At 42.7% G+C, this 19,079-nt stretch carries 18 protein-coding genes; 7 read left to right on the forward strand and 11 right to left on the reverse strand.

The window, feature by feature from the left end:
- Positions 1-186: 186 nt before the first annotated feature.
- Complete coding sequence (locus Bealeia2_RS08365; RefSeq protein WP_331256597.1) at positions 187-936, forward strand: ComF family protein; 750 nt, start codon at positions 187-189, stop codon at positions 934-936.
- Between the two features lie 32 nt (positions 937-968).
- The gene (gene grxC / locus Bealeia2_RS08370) at positions 969-1,223 is read left to right on the forward strand and encodes a glutaredoxin 3 (RefSeq protein WP_331256598.1); all 255 of its coding nucleotides are present in this window, start codon (positions 969-971) and stop codon (positions 1,221-1,223) included.
- 64 nt (positions 1,224-1,287) lie between these two features.
- On the opposite strand, the gene Bealeia2_RS08375 is transcribed toward grxC, so the two are convergent.
- The 10 genes from Bealeia2_RS08375 to Bealeia2_RS08420 all read right to left on the reverse strand — a co-directional run bounded on the left by Bealeia2_RS08375 (position 1,288) and on the right by Bealeia2_RS08420 (position 9,735).
- Positions 1,288-1,923 (reverse strand): hypothetical protein, encoded by a 636-nt coding sequence (locus tag Bealeia2_RS08375; protein WP_331256599.1) that lies wholly within the window; start codon positions 1,921-1,923, stop codon positions 1,288-1,290.
- 76 nt (positions 1,924-1,999) lie between these two features.
- Positions 2,000-2,659 carry a DUF2155 domain-containing protein gene (locus Bealeia2_RS08380; protein WP_331256600.1) on the reverse strand — a complete coding sequence of 220 codons (660 nt, stop codon included), beginning with the start codon at positions 2,657-2,659 and terminating at the stop codon, positions 2,000-2,002.
- A 23-nt stretch (positions 2,660-2,682) separates the two neighbouring features.
- Complete coding sequence (gene mlaD / locus Bealeia2_RS08385) at positions 2,683-3,159, reverse strand: outer membrane lipid asymmetry maintenance protein MlaD (protein ID WP_331256601.1); 477 nt, start codon at positions 3,157-3,159, stop codon at positions 2,683-2,685.
- Positions 3,156-3,506 carry an NADH:ubiquinone oxidoreductase subunit NDUFA12 gene (locus Bealeia2_RS08390; protein WP_331256602.1) on the reverse strand — a complete coding sequence of 117 codons (351 nt, stop codon included), beginning with the start codon at positions 3,504-3,506 and terminating at the stop codon, positions 3,156-3,158. The genes mlaD and Bealeia2_RS08390 overlap by 4 nt, the downstream gene beginning before the upstream one ends.
- 158 nt (positions 3,507-3,664) lie before the next feature.
- On the reverse strand, positions 3,665-4,027 hold the full coding sequence (locus Bealeia2_RS08395; protein WP_331256603.1) for a hypothetical protein: 363 nt from the start codon (positions 4,025-4,027) through the stop codon (positions 3,665-3,667).
- A gap of 61 nt (positions 4,028-4,088) precedes the next feature.
- On the reverse strand, positions 4,089-5,909 hold the full coding sequence (gene typA, locus Bealeia2_RS08400; protein WP_331256604.1) for a translational GTPase TypA: 1,821 nt from the start codon (positions 5,907-5,909) through the stop codon (positions 4,089-4,091).
- A 10-nt stretch (positions 5,910-5,919) separates the two neighbouring features.
- Entirely contained in the window at positions 5,920-6,903 is a 984-nt protein-coding gene (locus tag Bealeia2_RS08405) for an adenosine kinase (RefSeq protein ID WP_331256605.1), read from the reverse strand.
- Positions 6,904-6,914: 11 nt separating this feature from the next.
- Positions 6,915-7,574: an endonuclease III gene (nth, locus tag Bealeia2_RS08410; RefSeq protein ID WP_331256606.1), complete on the reverse strand. Its 660-nt coding sequence runs from the start codon at positions 7,572-7,574 to the stop codon at positions 6,915-6,917.
- Complete coding sequence (dapB, locus tag Bealeia2_RS08415) at positions 7,571-8,362, reverse strand: 4-hydroxy-tetrahydrodipicolinate reductase (RefSeq protein ID WP_331256607.1); 792 nt, start codon at positions 8,360-8,362, stop codon at positions 7,571-7,573. Before dapB ends, nth begins: the two co-directional genes overlap by 4 nt.
- A 68-nt stretch (positions 8,363-8,430) precedes the next feature.
- Positions 8,431-9,735 (reverse strand): TolC family outer membrane protein, encoded by a 1,305-nt coding sequence (locus tag Bealeia2_RS08420; protein ID WP_331256608.1) that lies wholly within the window; start codon positions 9,733-9,735, stop codon positions 8,431-8,433.
- A 115-nt stretch (positions 9,736-9,850) separates the two neighbouring features.
- Between Bealeia2_RS08420 and Bealeia2_RS08425 the strand changes: the two genes are divergently transcribed.
- The 3 genes from Bealeia2_RS08425 to Bealeia2_RS08435 are packed head-to-tail and all read left to right on the forward strand — an operon-like array spanning position 9,851 to position 13,736.
- A complete protein-coding gene (locus Bealeia2_RS08425) occupies positions 9,851-12,007 on the forward strand; it encodes a type I secretion system permease/ATPase (protein WP_331256609.1) in 2,157 nt (718 codons plus the stop codon).
- Positions 12,007-13,344, forward strand: coding sequence for an HlyD family type I secretion periplasmic adaptor subunit (locus Bealeia2_RS08430; RefSeq protein ID WP_331256610.1), 1,338 nt, complete (start codon positions 12,007-12,009; stop codon positions 13,342-13,344). The genes Bealeia2_RS08425 and Bealeia2_RS08430 overlap by 1 nt, the downstream gene beginning before the upstream one ends.
- Before the next feature lie 11 nt (positions 13,345-13,355).
- Positions 13,356-13,736: a hypothetical protein gene (locus Bealeia2_RS08435; protein WP_331256611.1), complete on the forward strand. Its 381-nt coding sequence runs from the start codon at positions 13,356-13,358 to the stop codon at positions 13,734-13,736.
- Between the two features lie 401 nt (positions 13,737-14,137).
- On the opposite strand, the gene Bealeia2_RS08440 is transcribed toward Bealeia2_RS08435, so the two are convergent.
- Positions 14,138-14,671 carry a transposase gene (locus Bealeia2_RS08440; protein ID WP_414437874.1) on the reverse strand — a complete coding sequence of 178 codons (534 nt, stop codon included), beginning with the start codon at positions 14,669-14,671 and terminating at the stop codon, positions 14,138-14,140.
- Positions 14,672-15,007: 336 nt separating this feature from the next.
- Between Bealeia2_RS08440 and acs the strand changes: the two genes are divergently transcribed.
- Both acs and Bealeia2_RS08450 read left to right on the forward strand, forming a co-directional pair.
- Complete coding sequence (gene acs, locus Bealeia2_RS08445) at positions 15,008-16,915, forward strand: acetate--CoA ligase (RefSeq protein ID WP_331256612.1); 1,908 nt, start codon at positions 15,008-15,010, stop codon at positions 16,913-16,915.
- A gap of 39 nt (positions 16,916-16,954) precedes the next feature.
- The gene (locus tag Bealeia2_RS08450) at positions 16,955-19,066 is read left to right on the forward strand and encodes a polysaccharide biosynthesis protein (RefSeq protein ID WP_331256613.1); all 2,112 of its coding nucleotides are present in this window, start codon (positions 16,955-16,957) and stop codon (positions 19,064-19,066) included.
- The last annotated feature ends 13 nt before the right edge of the window (positions 19,067-19,079 follow it).

The following is a 19,079-nucleotide window of genomic DNA, read 5'->3' on the forward strand; positions in this document are numbered from 1 at the left end:
TACAAAGGTGAAAAATATTAAAAATTTCCCATGCTCCAAAAAATATCATTGGAGCTCACGTCCCTCGAGGCCTTTAAGGAAAATTTATACGCTGTTGCACTTCATTCTTGAATGTGGCGTTTTTCAATTCAGTTTTCTCACCGATTTTTATGTTTCATTATTTCTTCTTTTGCGTACAATTTCAAAATGAAAATCTCAAAAACTCAAATTCTGAATGCCATCCTTAACTTCTTGCTTCCTCCCAAATGTTATGCATGCGGAGATGTCATTGAAGAGGTTTCTCAGTTATGTCCAGATTGTTGGAAAAAGCTTAATTTCATAGCCTCCCCTTTGTGTGCGTGTTGCGGATATCCTTTTGCGTATGAAGTTTCAGAAGAGGCACTCTGTGGATATTGTATCCAAAAGCATCCGCCTTATGATATCGCCCGCGCCACTTTTGTTTATGATGAAGGATCCAAGCCCCTTATTTTGAAATTCAAGCATGGAGATGCTCTTCATGGCACAAATCTTTTAATGGACTGGTTGGACCGCACAGGGCAGGACATTTATCCCCAACTCAAGAGCCCCCTTGTGATTCCCTTTCCTCTCCATTGGACGCGACTTTTAAAACGCATGTATAACCAATCCGCAATTATTGGGCAAAAGCTGGCTCAAAGGCGCGGCTTTGATTATCAGCCAAGTCTTTTAATTAGAAAGAAAAAAACGCCTTATTTGGGCGATTTTGGGAGGGAAGAGAGAAAAAAGATTTTAAGTGGTGCTTTTGCGCTTCACAACCGCGCAAAATTCATTTTAAAGAATCGCGATATTCTTCTCATAGATGATGTCCACACTTCAGGCGCCACGCTGAAATCTGCCGCACGCACGTTACGCAAAGGAGGGGTGGGAAAAATTGGCATTCTCACCTTGGCAAGAGTTGTGAACCCTTATAAAATATAGCATCATTACTTGTGTTGAAAAGGAGTGTTTTCATGAAGCCCGTGCTTGTTTATACGGCAAAAGTCTGCTCCTATTGTGTGCGTACCAAGGCTTTGTTGACTCAAAAAGGAATTCTTTTTGAAGAAATTGATATCTCTCGAGATTGGGATCTCCGAGAAGCAATGATCGAAAAAGCAGGAGGACGCAAAACCGTACCTCAGATTTTTATCGGAGACTATCATGTGGGTGGGTGTGAGGAGCTTTATGCGCTTGAGGCTCAGGGACAATTGGACACGCTGTTTTCCTAACGGGGCATGTTGTGATCTAAAAATTGCCCCAGAATAGCATGATCCGGGGCTTTTTTTATGGAGCTTATTCTGACTGCTCCCGTCTTAAAACAAGGCGCAAATACTTGTTTTGTTTTTCGTTATGAAAAACATAAATAAGACGTGTTTTTGTATCTTTTCCCTTTAAGAGGTCGCCTTTGCACATGGTGTTGTCACATTTGGCTTCAATGAAAGATTCTTTTATAAACGTACTAGGATAGATATCCTTCGTAAGCGAAATATAGGTGGCGTGGGGATCAAATCCTTTTTCAGTATCGATAAAAGGCACTGTATACGTTCCATAATCAATCTCATCTAAATGAACGTCACCCTTGTAATAATCAGATGCTTTGACGGAAGATCCTGTTGTAAAGGGAAATGAGATTTTTTTGGCATCCACAAGAGTTGTTCCAGTTTGCATATGTTTTATGATATCTGAGGGCTTAATATCTGGAAATTTTTGCTTCTCATATGTAGTGTTAGATGTCCACTCAAAATACTTATTGGTCAACCAATTTCCCCAGGTGTAAGTGGCTCCAGAAGACGTTTTCTCCTCGGATTTCTTTTGGGGCGTGGAGGAAGTTTTTTTCTCCTCCTCACCATTGCTCATGCCATAGGCTGTTGAGGAAATCGCAAGTAGTGCCCCTAGTGCCATGCTGGATAAAAAACCTCCGAATTTCATTTTTGCCTCCTGGGTTGAGCTTTAACAATGAGAGACTATTTTTGACTTAATAAGTTAATTTATTATTAATTTTGAGTTAATCTTTTTGAGAATTTATCGTCTTGCATCCTTTGACCCAAACGTCATAAACGGGATGATCGAGGGCCGAGATGGCAGGGGAGGAGGCAAACATCCACCCTGAAAAAAGGATTTGATTCGTATCCGTTTTGTTTTCTGAAATCACAACAAAGGCTTTAGATTCCGGTTGGTCTTCGGGGGAGGATTGAAGACAGCGGTAGACCAAAACGTTCAACGTTCCAAATTCAATTGCTTTTCCAATAGGTGCATCGATGATGTAAACGCGGGCCGTTTGTTTATCAAGGCCTTGTAATGTAATCCCGCTGGTCTCTGCCATTTTCCCAGAAACAAATTCTTCGTCTGGATTCGCTGCTGCCGCTTCTACAGCAAGAGAATCTTTAGGAAGTTCCTTGGGTTTTGTGGCTGGCTCTCCGTTTTGAGGTGGAGCATTGAGATCATCTTCCAAGCTATCGATGTCTTGGGAAAATTCATTCAAGAGATCTTCAAAACTTTGGGCTTGAAGAGTGAATGATGAAATGAGAAGCGGAAAGAAAGTAAGGAAACGGAGGATCACTTTAATATCATGCTGAACTTGTTTGGCCTTCGCCGCTATTCTGGTCAGCATCTTTTTTTGAGATCTTGAAACGAGTTCAGGATGACGGTTACAAACAAGTCTCATTACACGGTTACAAACAAGTCTCATTACTTCTTCGATTCGTCCTTGGCATCAGAATTGTAAATGAACTTTCCAATCAAGGCCTCAAGGCTTATAGATGATTGCGTATGTTGAATCTCTCCGCCTTCGGGAATGAGATCGTCTTCCCCTCCTGGAACGAGGGCCAAGAATTTGCTTCCCAAAAGGCCATCACCCACAATTTCAGCGGCGGTGTCTACAGGTACTTTAATGTTTGGGTTTAAAGTCAGAGTTACAACCGCAAGATAAGATTTGGGATCGAGAATCACATCGGTGACGGTGCCGATTTTGACCCCACTCATTTTAATATCACTTCCCCGGATAAGGCCATCAATGCGATCAAACTTGGCGGTGATGTTGTAGCCTTGAACGGGCTGAAGTTGGCTTGAGGAATAGGCAAAAGCGATAAACACTATAGCGACGACCAAAACAACAGCCCCCATCACGACTTCAATTAAATTGGCGCGCATTGCAGGTCCTTTCATTCGGGCTTCCACGGTGTATAATCACCTACGGCCGCATCACGGTTCCCACCTTTGAGTGTATGTCCAGGAGGGCGATAAGTCAGGAGAGTCCCCGTTAAATTGGGAAGATGTTCGCGCTGCCAGGGCCATGTTTTTTGATCCTGCAAGGAGGGAAGATCGTTTGTCATATGATGAAGCCATCCGTGCCATTCTGCGGGCACTTTGGAAGCTTCTGGAAGCCCTTTGTAAATGACCCATCGGCGATCTTTGGGAGAAACTGATCCACGCATTTTATAATACACGTTTCCAAAAACATCTTCCCCCACGCGCTCGCCCTTGAGCCATGTCAAAACCTTTATGCCCAGCATGCCTTCATTCCTTGTGAAATTCCTGAAGCGTACTATCGCATTTTTTCGAGGCGGCTGTCCATATACTGCTTGAATGGAAAAAGACGACTTCACAAAACCTTAAACATTCATACTGACAAATGGTTTAAGCTAAATGTTTTTTCAATTAAAGTATGGACTTATCTTTTACGACCCACGTCCCAACGACATCCTTCCACATCAACGCTCTGACCATTTGTGCAACGCGGATTTTCATCACAAATATAGCTAACTTGATTGTCAGGGTATTCTATAGACGGACATACGCACTTCTGAGTTACACACCATGGAAGATTATCATTAGGGTAATAAGTAAGAGAGACTGTATCTGGATATGTTCCATCTGACTGACATGAAATTTTTATAGGTTGAGCGTGTACCCCAGGCAAACAAGGGAATCCTTTAACCTTAGACTGATTCACATTGACTTTAGCATTTAATCCACATTCCCACCCCATAAGCATCAACAAAAATATTGATTTTACAAGAATGATCTTCTTCATAACAGTCTCCCTTCATTTTTTATTTTAAATTTTTTAGCATCAATGCAAAATCTTAACTTAGTCATCCTTCAGCTTTGCTGGCTCTTTTGCGCGCATTGGGATCTAGAAGCAATTTCCGCAAACGAATGTTTTTGGGAGTGACTTCGATGACTTCATCGTCGTTGATATAAGCAATGGCTTGTTCAAGCGTCATGCTGCGCGGTGTTGTCAAACGAACGGCTTCTTCTTTTCCAGAAACACGGAAGTTCGTGAGTTGCTTTCCTTTGATAGGATTGACCTCAAGATCATTATCCCGAGAATGCTCCCCAATGACCATGCCTTCATAAACTTGAACACCGGGGCCTACAAAAAGGGCGCCGCGATCCTCAAGGTTCCATAAGGCATAAGATACAGTGACGCCATCGGCACTAGAAATGAGGGCTCCGTTCCTGCGACCTTCGATAGGGCCTTTATAAGGCGCATAGGCGTGGAAAAGTCGGCTCATAACCCCTGTTCCGCGAGTATCCGTAAGAAACTCACTTTGATATCCAATAAGACCGCGTGAAGGTGTTAAAAAGATAATGCGAGTTTTTCCGCCGCTCGAAGGACGCATGTCGATCATCTCGCCTTTTCTAAGACCGATTTTTTCAACCACAACACCTGTGAACTCATCATCCACATCGATTTGAAGTTCTTCAATAGGTTCAAGACGCTCGCCAGTTTCAGGGTCTGCTTTGAAAATGACACGGGGACGACCGACGGAAAGTTCAAATCCTTCTCGACGCATGGTTTCAATGAGAACGCCCAGTTGAAGTTCTCCCCGTCCGGCCACATCAAAAGACTCTTTATTTTCGGATTCCGTAATGCGAATGGAGACGTTGCCTTCAGCTTCATTCATCAAACGATCACGAATCATACGGGAGGTCACTTTTGTGCCTTCTCGCCCAGCCAAAGGCGAATCGTTAACGGAAAAACGCATGGAAAGTGTTGGAGGATCAATGGGGGTGGCTTTTAAGGGCATATCCACTTCAAGGGCGCAAAGCGTATCGGCAACAGTGGCTTCTGAGAATCCCGCAATGGCCACGATATCGCCCGCTTTGGCTTCTTCCACAGGAATCCGATCAAGTCCACGGAATGACAAAAGTTTTGTCAGGCGCGTTTGTTCAATTTGAGAGCTACTTTGACTCAAAGCTTTAACTGTCGAGTTGATTTTGGCGGTACCTGAATAAATGCGACCTGTAAGAACACGACCCAAATAAGGATCCGATTCGATCAAACTGACGAGCATGGAAAACGGCGCTTTTGGATCTCCCTTGGCCACGGGCACGTGCTTTAATACGGTTTCAAAAAGGGGTGTTAATGTTTCATGAGGATCTTTCATATCATGAACAGCCCATCCTTCTCGCGCGGAAGCATAAAGGGTTGGGAAATCGAGTTGCTCATGATTAGCTTCAAGAGCTACGAAAAGATCAAAAACTTCTTCATGAACTTCGTCAACGCGGGCATCAGACTTATCTGCTTTGTTTACAACCACAATGGGCTTGAGACCCAGTTTCAGCGCTTTGGCAACGACAAACTTTGTTTGCGGCATGGGGCCTTCAGAGGCATCCACCAAAAGAATCACACCATCGACCATGGAGAGAATACGCTCCACCTCACCGCCAAAGTCAGCGTGACCAGGTGTGTCGACAATATTGAGCCTGTGACCATTCCAATCCACGGATGTGCATTTGGCAAGAATGGTAATCCCGCGCTCTTTTTCAAGGGCGTTTGAATCCATAACCCGTTCTGCAATGTTCTGGTTATCACGGAAGGTTCCCGATTGGCGCAACATCACGTCCACAAGTGTGGTTTTTCCGTGGTCAACGTGGGCAATAATGGCAAGGTTACGAATGTTTGTCATGATTTTCTATCTACGCTATAAGTGATAATAAATTTTCCTCTGGACGGGCTCCTAAATGTTGAATAACGCTTGCCGCACATTGGCTCGCGAGATCTCCACAGTTTTGAAGCGAATACTTATGGGCAAGTCCAAAAAGGAATCCTGCAGCATAAAAATCACCTGCGCCCGTGGAGTCAATAACATTTAAAACGGGTTCAGCAGAAATAGGTATACGCGCGGTTGGGGTTAAAATGATAGACCCTTTTTCATTAAATGTGACAATCACGATTTCAGCCATTCCTTGAAGAGTCTCTAACGCACTGTTTGTATTGTCAGTTCCCGCCAAAGACCTTGCTTCATTTTCATTTGCAAAAACGATATCACAATAGTTCTTAATAAAAGATTTATAACTGTCTTGATGTCTTTTAACTAAAAAATGATCGGAAAGGGTGAGAGCGACCTTCTTTCCAGCTTGTTTGGCGATTGTGGCGGCCAAGATACTTGTTTTTTGCGCTGTAGTAGAATCCCAGGTGTACCCTTCAATGTAAGTAATTTTGGCGCGCATGATTTGATCAGGATCCAAATCTTCAGGGGATAATTCAATGCAACTTCCAAGATAAGTCTGCATTGTGCGCCTTGAATCGGGGGTGACAAAAATCAGACAACGTCCTGTTTCTGCCCCCTCTTGCGCGAAAGGTGTTGAATATTCAACACCTAGAGAAATCAAATCATGGGAAAAGACTTTTCCAAATTGGTCATTTCGAACACGACCAACATAAGCGGCATTTCCGCTCAACGCGGCAATGGCTGCCATCGTATTTGCACAAGAGCCGCCCGAGCATTCAATGGAAGATGTCATGTGCGGATAAAGCCGATCCGCTTCTTTTAAATCAATTAAGGTCATTGCATTTTTTTCAAGCCCCAAATGCTCAATGACATTTTCGCGGACATGACAGAGAATATCGACGATGGCATTGCCAACGCCTAAGACATCGAGTTCGGTGTGGATCGTCATCAGAGAATTCCTTATGCAGTTGTTTTTTCAGGATACTGACAAATGTCATTCACAACACAACGATAACACTCAGGTTTTCTAGCTTTGCAAACATATCGTCCTAAAAGAATCAGCCAGTGATGGGCATCATGAATGTAAGTTTGAGGGATACGTTTGAGTAATTCTTTCTCAACGACTTCAGGGTTCTTTCCAAAAGCGAGCCCTGTGCGATTGGAGATGCGGAAAAGATGAGTGTCCACGGCAATTGTGGGCTCTCCAAAAGCAACATTTAAAACGACATTTGCGGTTTTTCGCCCCACTCCGGGAAGTGTCACTAATTCCTCCCGCGTGCGGGGAACTTGGCCATTATATTTTTCTACCAAGATCTCAGCTGCAGCCATAATATTTTTTGCCTTTGAAGGGAAAAGACCGATGGTTTTGATATAAGATTTAAGTCCGTCTTCTCCTAAATAGAGCATTTTTTGAGGGGTGTCGGCGGCTTCAAAAAGAGGGGCAGTTGCTTTGTTCACCCCTTTGTCTGTCGCTTGCGCAGAAAGTGTGACAGCCACAAGAAGTGTATAGGTATTTGTCCAGTAGAGCTCACCTTGAGGATGAGGATTTTCATTTTGAAGGGCTTTGAGGAATTCTTCAATTTCGACAGGCGTCAAAAGTCTTTTGGCCGCAAGCGTCATGAAAGACCAATAACGTCTTTCATCGTATAAAGACCTGCTTTTTTACCCTTGAGCCATTCTGCAGCTTTTAAAGCTCCATCGGCAAAAAGTGTTCGATCAAAAGCTTGGTGAGAAATGGTGAGACTTTCTTTGGAGCCTGCAAAAATAACATCGTGTTGACCTACAATAGATCCTGCACGCACGATTGCAAACCCCACCGCGCCTTTTTCTCTTTCACAGGATTTTGTATGATCACGGGACACAAAATGCGTGCCCGATTTTTCAACGGACTCTGCCAAACTCAAGGCCGTTCCGGAAGGGGCGTCTTTTTTAAGATTGTGATGAATGTCGACAATCTCAACATCATAATCAGGGCCTAAAGCTTTTGCGGTTTCAAAAACCAATTTGTTCATGATTGCAATGCCCAGACTTGTATTGGGTGCGAGCAAAATTGGAATTTTAGCAGAAGCATTAATAATCAGATTTTTTTCCTCAGAGGAAAAACCAGTAGTTCCCACAAGGATGGGTTTTTGAGTTTGTTGGGCGGCTGCGATATATTGAAGGGAAGCTTGGTGTTGACTGAAATCAATTACGACATCTGTGTCTTTAAAAGCTTTTTCGGGATGATCCTCAAAGGCAATGTCCAATTTTGAAAGCTCCAGAAGTGTGGAGATATCATCACCTATCAAATGACTTCCTCTGCGCACCACCGCTGAAGTTAAATGAAATCGATTCGGCCGCTTTAGAACTTCGTGCATGATCATGCGACCCATACGGCCCGTAGATCCAGTGACTGAGACTTTTAACATGTGACCTCAATGCTTTTTTAATTTTCGTATAGTTTCACACAAATTGAGAATAATTGCAAAAATTCTAATTATTCTGTATCAGGCGCTTTTACCAAGGCTGAAATGTTAAATAGAAGGCGCGCTGCATTTATTTTTTCTTGTGCAACAGAGTTGGCCTTGGCGGCCTGAGAGCGATAGTAATCATTATAAGCGTCTAAAATATCAAGAAGATTTCGATCCACTAAGCGGAATTGAATGGTATAATCGTCCGAAAGCTTTTTATTGATATTAATCGCTTTGTTGAGCTCGAGGATACGCTCTTTTGAGCTTTTCCAATCTGTCCAAGCTAAACGCGTGTCCTTTTCTGTGGCCCACCTTGCGGCGGCAACCTTTTGTTTGACTTCTGAAAGATGTTCCTGTTGTGCACGTTTTTCAGAAATATTTTTTCCTCCGCTGAAAATATTGTAACTGACAATTCCGACAGCTGTGACATCACCATTTTTTGATCGCTGACCGCTTGGATTGATATTCTCTGAAGCGGAGGACTGAAAAGTGATCGATGGATAAAAAGGAGCTTTTGATCTTTCGTATTGAGCACTTGCCACATCCATTTGCTTGAGCGCAACTTTAACGGAAGGATTTTGGTGAGAGACTTCTTCAAGAATTTCATCTAGAGCCGCAGGAATTTCATCTAAAGGAAGTGGTGTTTCAACCAGTTTGTCTGGAAATACTCCCACAAGAGAAATAAATTCCGCAATGGATTTATCTTTTTCAGCTTGACTGCTTATTAAAGCAACTTCTGCATCCTTAAGACGGGACTCGACCTGTTCTACATCAGCACGCGTTCCAATTCCCCCCTTAACGCGCTTTTTCACCATGTCCAAAATTTCTTTATGTTTTTTGATACTGTCTTGAGAAATGCGGATGAGGTCATCTTCTCCTTGAATTGTATAAAATACACGGCAAACGTCAAAAGCCACTTGTTCTTGTGTAAGGCCTAGTTGTTGTGTGGCTTGTTCAAATCCAGATTCCGATTCCCGAATTTTATAGAGTGTATCAAAACCATCAAAAATGATTTGACTTAAAGTAACAGAGGCGTTGTTAACCCGGCGGCTTGTGTGTGCATGAGCTGAAATAGAATAAGGAAAAGCACTCTTAGATTTTGTATGGACATAATCATATCCACCACGATTTTGCACATCTAAAGAAGGAAATAATGTAGACCTTGCCACACCAATGCCTTCTTTAGCTGAGGATTGTGCAAACTGATCAGCTAAAATGTTAGGATTGGCTTCAAGGGCTTTTTGGATAGCCTCTTCAAGGGAAATTCCTAAAAGTGGCTGAGAACATAAAACGAGAAAAGATGTCCCCCACAAAAAATTATTTTTCAACATACCCCCTTAATAGATTTTTAATTAGTTATGATTTATGATAACTTAATGAAAAAAACAATAATGATCCAGAGGCAAATCCGTGTGGAACTCAATTAAATCAGCGTTTGTGGATTTTATGAAACTCTTTTCACAAGAGTCAGAGCCTCCTTCAGTCCCCCAAGTCAACGACGATCTCCTGGATTGCCTTCTGTATCTTTCCCAACATTATGAGAGGCCTTCCTCACGCGCAGCCCTTTCCTCAGGTCTTCCTTTGGTGGATGGCAAGCTCACGCTTGAACTTTTTTCCAAAGCAGCTGCAAGAGCTTATCTTTCAGCCACCGTTCATGAAGCGCCCTTAGAAGATGTTCTCAAAAGCAAGATTCCATTTATTCTCATTTTAGGTGAAAAAGCTGCAATTGTTTTGAATGTGAAGGATGATGAAATTTCAGCAGTCATTCCTTCTGAGTCTGAATCCCCTCAATTTATCCAAAAAGAAGAGTTGGAGCGAGATTACTCGGGACAGTTTATTGCAATTGCACCGCGTCCTCAGATGAGACCAGAACTTCAAGATCAAAAACAGCTTTTTAAAAAACATTGGTTTTGGGGAACGCTTTCTCACTTCTGGCCTCTTTATTCTCAAGCTATTTTTGCTTCCATTTTCATAAATCTTTTTACATTGGCCGGAACGATTTTCACCCTAACTGTTTATGATCGTGTGATTCCTCACGCGGCTTTTGAAACGTTGTGGGTTTTGGTTAGTGGAATTGTTGTCGTCTTTATTTTCGATTTTATATTAAGGGGACTCCGTGGATATTTCGTCGACACCGCGGGTAAAAACGCGGACATTCTTCTCTCAAGCATGCTCTTTGATAGGCTTATGGGGATTCGCATGGATAAGCGCCCCCCTTCTGCAGGAATGCTTGTCAATGAACTTCGTGAGTTTGAAAGCTTACGAGAATTTATGTCATCAGCAACGCTTTTGGCTTTGGCAGATCTGCCATTTTTATTTATTTTCTTGGGTGTCATTTGGGTGATTGGTGGCATGGTTGTGGCAGTGCCTTTTGTTGTGATTCCTACAGTTGTTGCCGTAACTTATTTCCTTCAAAAACCCTTAGAGACAACAACTCAACTGAATCTCAAACAAATGGGGGTTCGGCATGCACTTTTAATTGAAGCGGTTCAAGGTGTTGAAACTATAAAAGGTTTAGGGGCTGAAGGAAAACTCCAACGCCAATGGGAAAGCTTTTTACAAGAAAATGCAGAAACCGGACTCAAATCAAAACTACTTAATGCCAAGGCCGTAAACTTTGCACTCCTTGCTCAAAATTTGAACAATATGGGTATTGTGATTGTGGGGGCTTATGAAATTGCCGCCCATAATATGACAATGGGGGCGCTTGTTGCATGCGTGATCTTGGCTGGTCGTGCCATGACACCCATTAGCCAACTTGTGGGGCTTATGACACGTATCAATCAATCAAAAGCAGCCCTTAAAAAGCTCAATACGATTGTTAATTTGCCTGTAGATCGTCCCAAAGGACATCAGTTTTTAAGTAAGCCTCATATTGAAGGGGCAGTTGAATTTAAAAATGTGGCATTTGCTTATCCTGAGGAAGAAACCTATGCGTTAAATAACCTGAGCTTTAAAATTAAGGCGGGTGAAAAAGTGGCGCTTGTGGGAAGGATTGGTTCTGGAAAATCAACAATTGAAAAATTAGTGATGGGATTTTACCCCCCTTATGAAGGCAATGTTCTGATTGATGGAATTGATTTGCGTCAAATTGATCCTGTCGATTTAAGAAATAATATCTCCTACATCCCTCAAGATATTTTCCTTTTTTATGGAACGATCAAAGATAATATCTCTATGGGTGGTCTGTCATTATCGGATGAAGAAATTTTAAAAGCGTCACAAATGGTGGGTGCCCATGATTTTATTCGCAAACATCCCCACGGTTATGGCATGCGCCTTGGTGAAGGCGGAAGTGGTCTTTCCGGGGGGCAACGACAAACCATTGCCTGTGCAAGAGCGCTCACCAGCAAAGCATCTATTTATCTTTTTGATGAACCCACTGCCATGATGGATTCAGGTTCAGAAATGAATTTTATCCAACAGCTCAAGCAACATACAGAGTCCAAAACATTGATCATTATCACCCACAGGCCCCCTCTTTTAGCACTTGTTGATCGCATTATTGTGATTGATCGCGGGGGTGTTGTCGCGGATGGTCCTAAGGATCAAGTATTACAAGCCCTTGCCCAAGGACAGATTTCTCAAGGAGCACAAGCATAATGACATTCGAACAAAAAGACCCTCTTGAGCTTGATTATGTGCCAGAAAAAGTCCGCGATACTAAAAAATTGGCCTCACGATTCTCTAAAATTATGCTGTGGATGATTGGAGGATTTGTCATATTTTTTATTTTCTGGGCCTCATTTTTTTCCATGAATGAAGTCACACGCGGACAAGGTAAGGTTATTGCTTCACAAGAAACACAAATCATCGACACGCTTGAAAGTGGCATTATTCACGAGATTCATGTTAAGGAAGGACAATTAGTTAATCCAGGAGACGTTATGATCAGTATTGATAAAACCATAGTTGGCGCTGAATATGAAGGAAGTCATACACAATATTTGAACTATATTGCAGCTCAAGCCCGGCTTAAGGCCCAAATTGAAGGCAAAGATTTTGTGGTTCCCGAAGTCGTTACAAAGCAAGCCCCAGAAATTGCTGCGCAAGAAATGTCTGATTATCACGAGCGTTTGCATCAACTTAAAAATCAAATTGAAATTGCGGATGATCAAATTGCCCAAAAGCAACAAGAAATCGCTGAGGCTCAATCGCAAATTGATCATGGCAAAGAAACGCTTGGTCTTTTAAAGGAAGAACTTGATCTTGTTACACCTCTTGTGAAAGAGGAGCTCATCAGTAAACGCGATGTTTTAAGGCTCAAACGTGATATTCAAGAAACTGAAGGCAAAGTTCAAACTGCTGAAATTGACATCCCTAAACTCAAAGCAGCCCTCTTAGAAGCTGAAAATAAAAAAGAACAAATTGGATATGAATTCAAAGTGCAAGATGCCGATAAACTTCAAGACATTGAAGCAAAACTCGCGGATGCACAAAGTCGAATGAAAACGGCTGAAAACAAACTTTCGCGAACCGAAATAAAAGCGCCTTTGAAAGGTATCGTTAAAGATATTAAAGTCAAAACTATTGGTTCTGCCATTCAATCGGGGCAAGATTTAATTGAAGTTGAGCCTGCTGAAGATACCCTTTTGGTGGAAACAAAAGTGGCACCGACAGATGTCGCCTTCATTCGTCCTGGGATGAAAGCCATTTTCAAAGTTTCCGCTTATGATTACTCCATTTACGGAGGGCTTGATGCTGAAGTCGTGGATATCAGCGCAGATACACTTGAGGATAAAACAACAAATCCACCTCAAAGTTATTATCGTGTTAATTTACGCACCAAAACTAATCATTTGACCCATGAAGGAAAAGATCTCCCTATCATTCCTGGAGAAAATGGTGAGGTGAACATCGTCACGGGCGAGCACACCATTATGAAATTCCTCTTGAAACCTATTATTAAAGGTCTCAATCGGGCATTTGGAGAGAGATAGGAGTTACTACAATGTATTTGTGGATTCTCGTTTTCACTGAGGTGATAAATAGCGCGATTGCGAAAGTTCAAATTAGAATTCCTGAATTTGGAAAAGAGCAGGCCGTATTCTTCTTGGGCTTACTGTTTTCTCTGGGCTTGAGTAGTCCTGTATTGGCGATATCGTGTGCGAGTGGCACCGCTTACTGTACTTATTATGATAAGTCAGCCGGAACTTGGCCTGATAAAAGCCAAAAAATAACTGTTAGTTGTGCTGGTTTTCCATGCTCAATTTATCCCAATGAACAGGATTATCTTGACAAATGCACGAAAAATATAAATGTAAATAATCAGCCGAAAAAAGCAAATACGTTATCAGGTGCGGGCGATAATATATGTCCTGGCTGGGAGTAGGCTCCGAGATAAGGGAAGGTCGTGATTAAGACCTTTAGTTTATGAAAACTCATATCCTCTTTCAATATTCAGAGTTCTTGGATTAAGTGCGCGCTGAACCAAAATTTCCCCCTTGAGGGGGGGGGGGGGGGGGAAGTGGTCTACGAATAAGACACCATTGACCTCGGTTCTGTCAGAAAGTTTGTGTAAATGGGAGTTGATGAAGGGGGTGTGGGTATGTGCAGAACTCGTAAGAGTTATGCATCATATCCATGCCCCACAACCCTAACACACAAGGACAACACACATGTCAAAAACACACAAAATCAGACCTGAAACTCTTGACGAACTTCTCGAATTAATTGGCAATCCTGCCGATATCCTCAATGAGAAAAACGTCTTCCTCGACCTCAAAAAAGCCCTCATCGAAAAGGCGCTCGAAGGCGAGCTTGGACACCATCTTGGATATGCCAAGCACGGTAAAAGCTCACAGGAAAATAACCGTAATGGCTATAGTTCACGGTTTGCAAACCCTTTGACGATACGGTTTCAGTTCTTAAAGCGACAACGATGGTTTGTGCTAAAATCTTTTCTAAACCTTCTTTCCCAATGCGTTTTCTCCACCTTGTCATGGAGCTCCCATCGGCAGGTATCTTCCACTGAAAATAATCAAAGCCACAAAAGTATTGCCAGTAAGGGCTCTGAACCCACTGCTTCACAACCTCTTCATCCGACAAAGCATTCATGTGTTGCAACATCATGAGCCCTAACATTAATCGAATGGGCTTGGGAGGTTGGCCAGGACCATCTGTAAATTCTGCGCCAAAGGATTCTTCAAATAATGACCAGTTGATTTGCCCCGCGAGAATAAACAATGGCTCTTGCGGGTTTAACTGATTGGACAGGCGTTCTCTAAAAAGTTCAGTTTGAGATGTATCTGTTTTTGACGGTTTCATATTGCAAGCTTTCGATCCGTTGATCCTCATTTCTTGCAATTATACTATCAAATTTTCAGCATAAAATTAATTTGATTCAACGTGTTAGGTAATATTTCAGGGGCGACTATTTACGCACCAAAACTAATCATCTGACCCATGAAGGAAAAGATCTCCCTATCATTCCTGGAGAAAATGGTGAGGTGAACATCGTTACGGGCGAGCACACCATTATGAAATTCCTCTTGAAACCCATTATCAAGGGTCTCAATCGGGCATTTGGAGAACGATAAGTCTCTTGATTCCCGTTAAAAATGGACTCATAGTTCTAAAAACTTGGCATTATCGGGAGGAACTATGTTGTCTCAATCCAAAGATTTATCATCACTTTATGACGCCCTTTACGAATCTTCTCTAAAAGATCCAGAAATGTTTTGGGGTGATGTGGCGCGAGATCTTTTAGATTGGATGAGCCCCTTTACAAAGGTCAAGAACACCTCTTTTAAAGGCAATGTTTCGATCAAGTGGTTTGAAGATGGGACATTGAATGCCGCTTACAACTGCCTTGATCGTCATCTGGAAACGCGCGGGGAAAAGCTTGCCTACATTTGGTGGGACGAGGCTTTTGCCGAACGCCGCACCATTACTTATCGAGAACTTCAAGATCAAGTTTCTCGATTTGCCTCAGGACTTAAAAGTTTGGGCCTCACCAAAAGAGATCGTGTTATCATCTATATGCCTTTGATGATTGAAGCGATTGTGGCCATGCTGGCTTGCGCGCGGATAGGGGCAATTCATTCGGTCGTTTTTGGAGGGTTTTCTGCAAAAGCTTTGCATGAGAGAATCCAAGATTGCGGCGCCAAACTTGTGATCACCACGAATGAGTCTCTGAGGGGTGGAAAAATAATTCCCACCAAAGCCAATGTTGATGAAGCAATTTCCGAATGTCCCACAATTCAAAATGTCGTAGTCGTTCAAAGAACAAAAAACAAATGCGCTTGGAATGACAAAAGAGACCACAATTTTGATGACATTATGAAGACTCCAATTTCTGGAACTACACTTGAGGAAATGAATGCAGAAGATCCTCTTTTCATTCTTTATACTTCAGGTTCTACCGGAAAACCTAAGGGCGTTGTTCATACAACAGGAGGCTATCTCACCTATGCAGCGCACACCCATGCGACTGTTTTTAATCTTCGGAAAGACGATATTTATTGGTGCACGGCAGATATTGGTTGGATTACAGGGCATAGTTATGTGGTCTATGGACCGCTTTTAAATGGCGCCACAACGGTTCTTTTTGAAGGCACACCACTTCATCCCAATTCAAGTGTGTGGTGGGACATTATTGATCGAGAAAAAGTCTCAATTTTTTATACAGCACCCACGGCTATTCGTACTTTAATGAAAGAGGGAGATGAAGTTTTGGCCAAGTCTTTAAGAACGTCTTTACGCCTTTTGGGGACGGTCGGCGAGCCCATCAATCATGAAGCGTGGACATGGTATTTTGATATGGTGGGGCATCAAAATTCCCAAATTATGGATACCTGGTGGCAAACGGAAACGGGGGGTATTATGATCTCAGCTATCCCAGAAATGACAGCCTCCAAGCCTGGGTCCGCCTCTAAACCCTTTTACGGAATTGCCCCTGTTCTTTTGGATGCGGGAGGAACAGAAATTATGGGTGAAGGCGAAGGTAATCTTGCGATAAAGGAGTCCTGGCCTGGACAAGCGAGAACTCTTTGGGGTGACCATGAGAGATTCATCAAAACTTACTTTTCTACTTATCCCGGATATTATTTCACAGGGGACGGATCGCGGCGGGATTCTGAGGGGGATTATTGGATCACAGGTCGTGTTGACGATGTGATTAATGTCTCTGGGCACCGTTTGGGGACGGCAGAAATTGAAGATGCCATTGATTCGCATTGGGCTGTTGTTGAGTCAGCCGTTGTGGGGATTCATCATGATGTGAAAGGTCAGGGCCTTTATGCTTATGTCACTTTAAAACATCCTGAAAGTGTCGGTAATGATCTTAAAAAAGAAATTATCCAACATGTCCGGTCCGAAATTGGACCCATTGCAACTTTAGATCAAATTCAATGGGCCCCTAATTTGCCCAAGACGCGGTCGGGTAAAATCATGCGTCGTATTTTAAGGAAAATCGCAGAAAATGACCTGTCCAATTTGGGAGACATTTCGACTTTGGCCGATCCACAAGTGGTTGAGGATTTGATTGCTGGAAGGGCAGGACTCCGCTAGTATCAGCTCCAGCAAATTTTAAGAGATGGCAGAAACTGAATGCGGATTGAAATCGATTTTAAAGGGTTGGTAAGTCAAAGTGTTAATTTAATATTGAGCGCGTTGAAAAAAATTAAAGAGAAATGTCAGCCTGACCTTATTTTAGGCGCCTTTAAAAAGAAGTGGTCCAGAACGGCTAGGGAAACCAAACAAGCTCAGCATGATAAAACAAAGCAATCCCCCTCTTCATTCTTAAAAAATATTTTTCATCGGCCGGGTTCCTGGACTGGAAGAAAAGCGGCCTCCTCACGTTACTTAATTGGAAGTGAAACCTTCCTTTCTTTGGGATGTTTTTTCTTTTCCTTTTTCTTATTAAAAGGACGCAACATTGTTAACCTTGGGATTGGCGATTTTTGGGTCAGTTTTTTTCTCTATTCCCTTTGTATTTTGGGCCTTCAAGGGTTGCAAATTTATCAACGTGGTCTTTGGACATTTGATGCGGAGCAATCCAGCTTAAGAATTCTTTCTTTTTCAAGCCTTCTGACCCTTATCTTTGCCCCCCTTTATTTCATCGTACCTCAGAGCTCTGAATTTTCGGGGGATTTCTTAATCCTCAATTGGGTTCTTTTAAACCTGATTCTTTTTGCCGCTCATTTTTGCTTTGAGTTAATTGAGGTGAAATTAAAAGCGGTAGCTCCTCTTGAAAAAAGATCATTGACCCGCGTGATTTTGGTGGGAGGTGATCCTTATCTTTCTAATTATCTTCAGGCGTTATTAAATCGGTATGATCATCGCTTTGAAGTTTTAGGCGTTGTTCTTACAATGCCCACATCTTGTGCAGCTCTTATGGATGTTCCGCTTTTAGGATTTGTGCAGGATTTGGATGAGATTTTAAATCGACTTCGCCTCCAAGAACGGGCCTCTCAAAAATTACTCGTGGTTGACCCTTACTTTCGGGGAGAGGTTTTGCGTCAACTTTGGATCACAGCTTTGGAAGAAGATGTTGAAGTCAAAATTGCAGAAGACGATGATAATTCCGATCTTCCTCATTTACGATCCCTCATTATTGAGGATTTTTTCAAACGATTAAGTTTAAGATCTCATCAAGCGGCGCTGACCCCTTTTTTTGCAAATACCCGAATTCTAATCACAGGGGCAGGGGGTACATTAGGACAAGCCTTGGCTAAAAAATTACTGAAGTGCAAGCCGCATGATCTCATTTTGGTGGATCATGATGAAAATCGCCTGACCGTTATTGTAGAGGAATTGTCTCACCAAGATCTTTATGTTCGGATACACCCCCATTTGGCTTCCATTCGGCATAAGGTGGGGCTTGAAGCCATATTTGCACAGCACAAGCCCGAAATTGTTTTACATGCCGCAGGACTCAAGCATATCCCCGTTGTGGAGGATAATCCTATGGCCGCGTTTGAGACCAATTTGTTGGGGCTTCGGAATCTTGCGGATGTGTCGCGTGCCCATCAAGTACGCTCATTTGTAGCCCTTTCCACATTGGGAGCTCAAAATCCGCATAATCTTTTAGAGGCCCTCAAACACCTTGAAGAGACGTATGCGTTGTCTTTGGATGCGGTGGAACGTCACAAACCGCAAGGTACGCAATTCCTGCCCATTCGCTTTGGAAATATCGCGATGAGTCCCGGTTCGGTTTTGGAAAAAATCTATCATCAAGTGGAATCCCTTCGCCCGATTACGCTGACCCATCCTGAATCTGAGAGATCCTTCCATTGCTTAGAGGATGTCGTCAACTTGATTCTCGAAAGCTTACTTTATCACAGTCATTACAGTGGCGCATCTCGGGTTTATGTGATTGAACCGGATCAACCACAACGCATCCAAAGTTTGGCTGAGGATATGATTCGCTTGAAAGGTCTCAGGCCGCATCACGATATTTCAATGAAGCTTTTGGGATTAAGGTCTGGAGATCGCCTTCAAGAAACACCCTTTTTACGAGAAAAATTCACCGCAACTGAAGTGCCTCATTTGTGGCACAAAACCCCCAAAGTTACGGATTTTGGATTTATCTCACGGGCTATTTCTGAGATTGAAACCTCAATTTCGAAAAATGAACTTGGAAAAGTGCTTTCGATCCTCTCTGCACTCGTGCCCGAATATTCTAAAAATCATGCTTCCGGTGAGGCAAAAGTTTCTTAAGGAGAAGAAGTTT

It is taken from the genome of Candidatus Bealeia paramacronuclearis (genome assembly GCF_035607555.1).
Classification (GTDB): domain Bacteria; phylum Pseudomonadota; class Alphaproteobacteria; order UBA9655; family UBA9655; genus Bealeia; species Bealeia paramacronuclearis.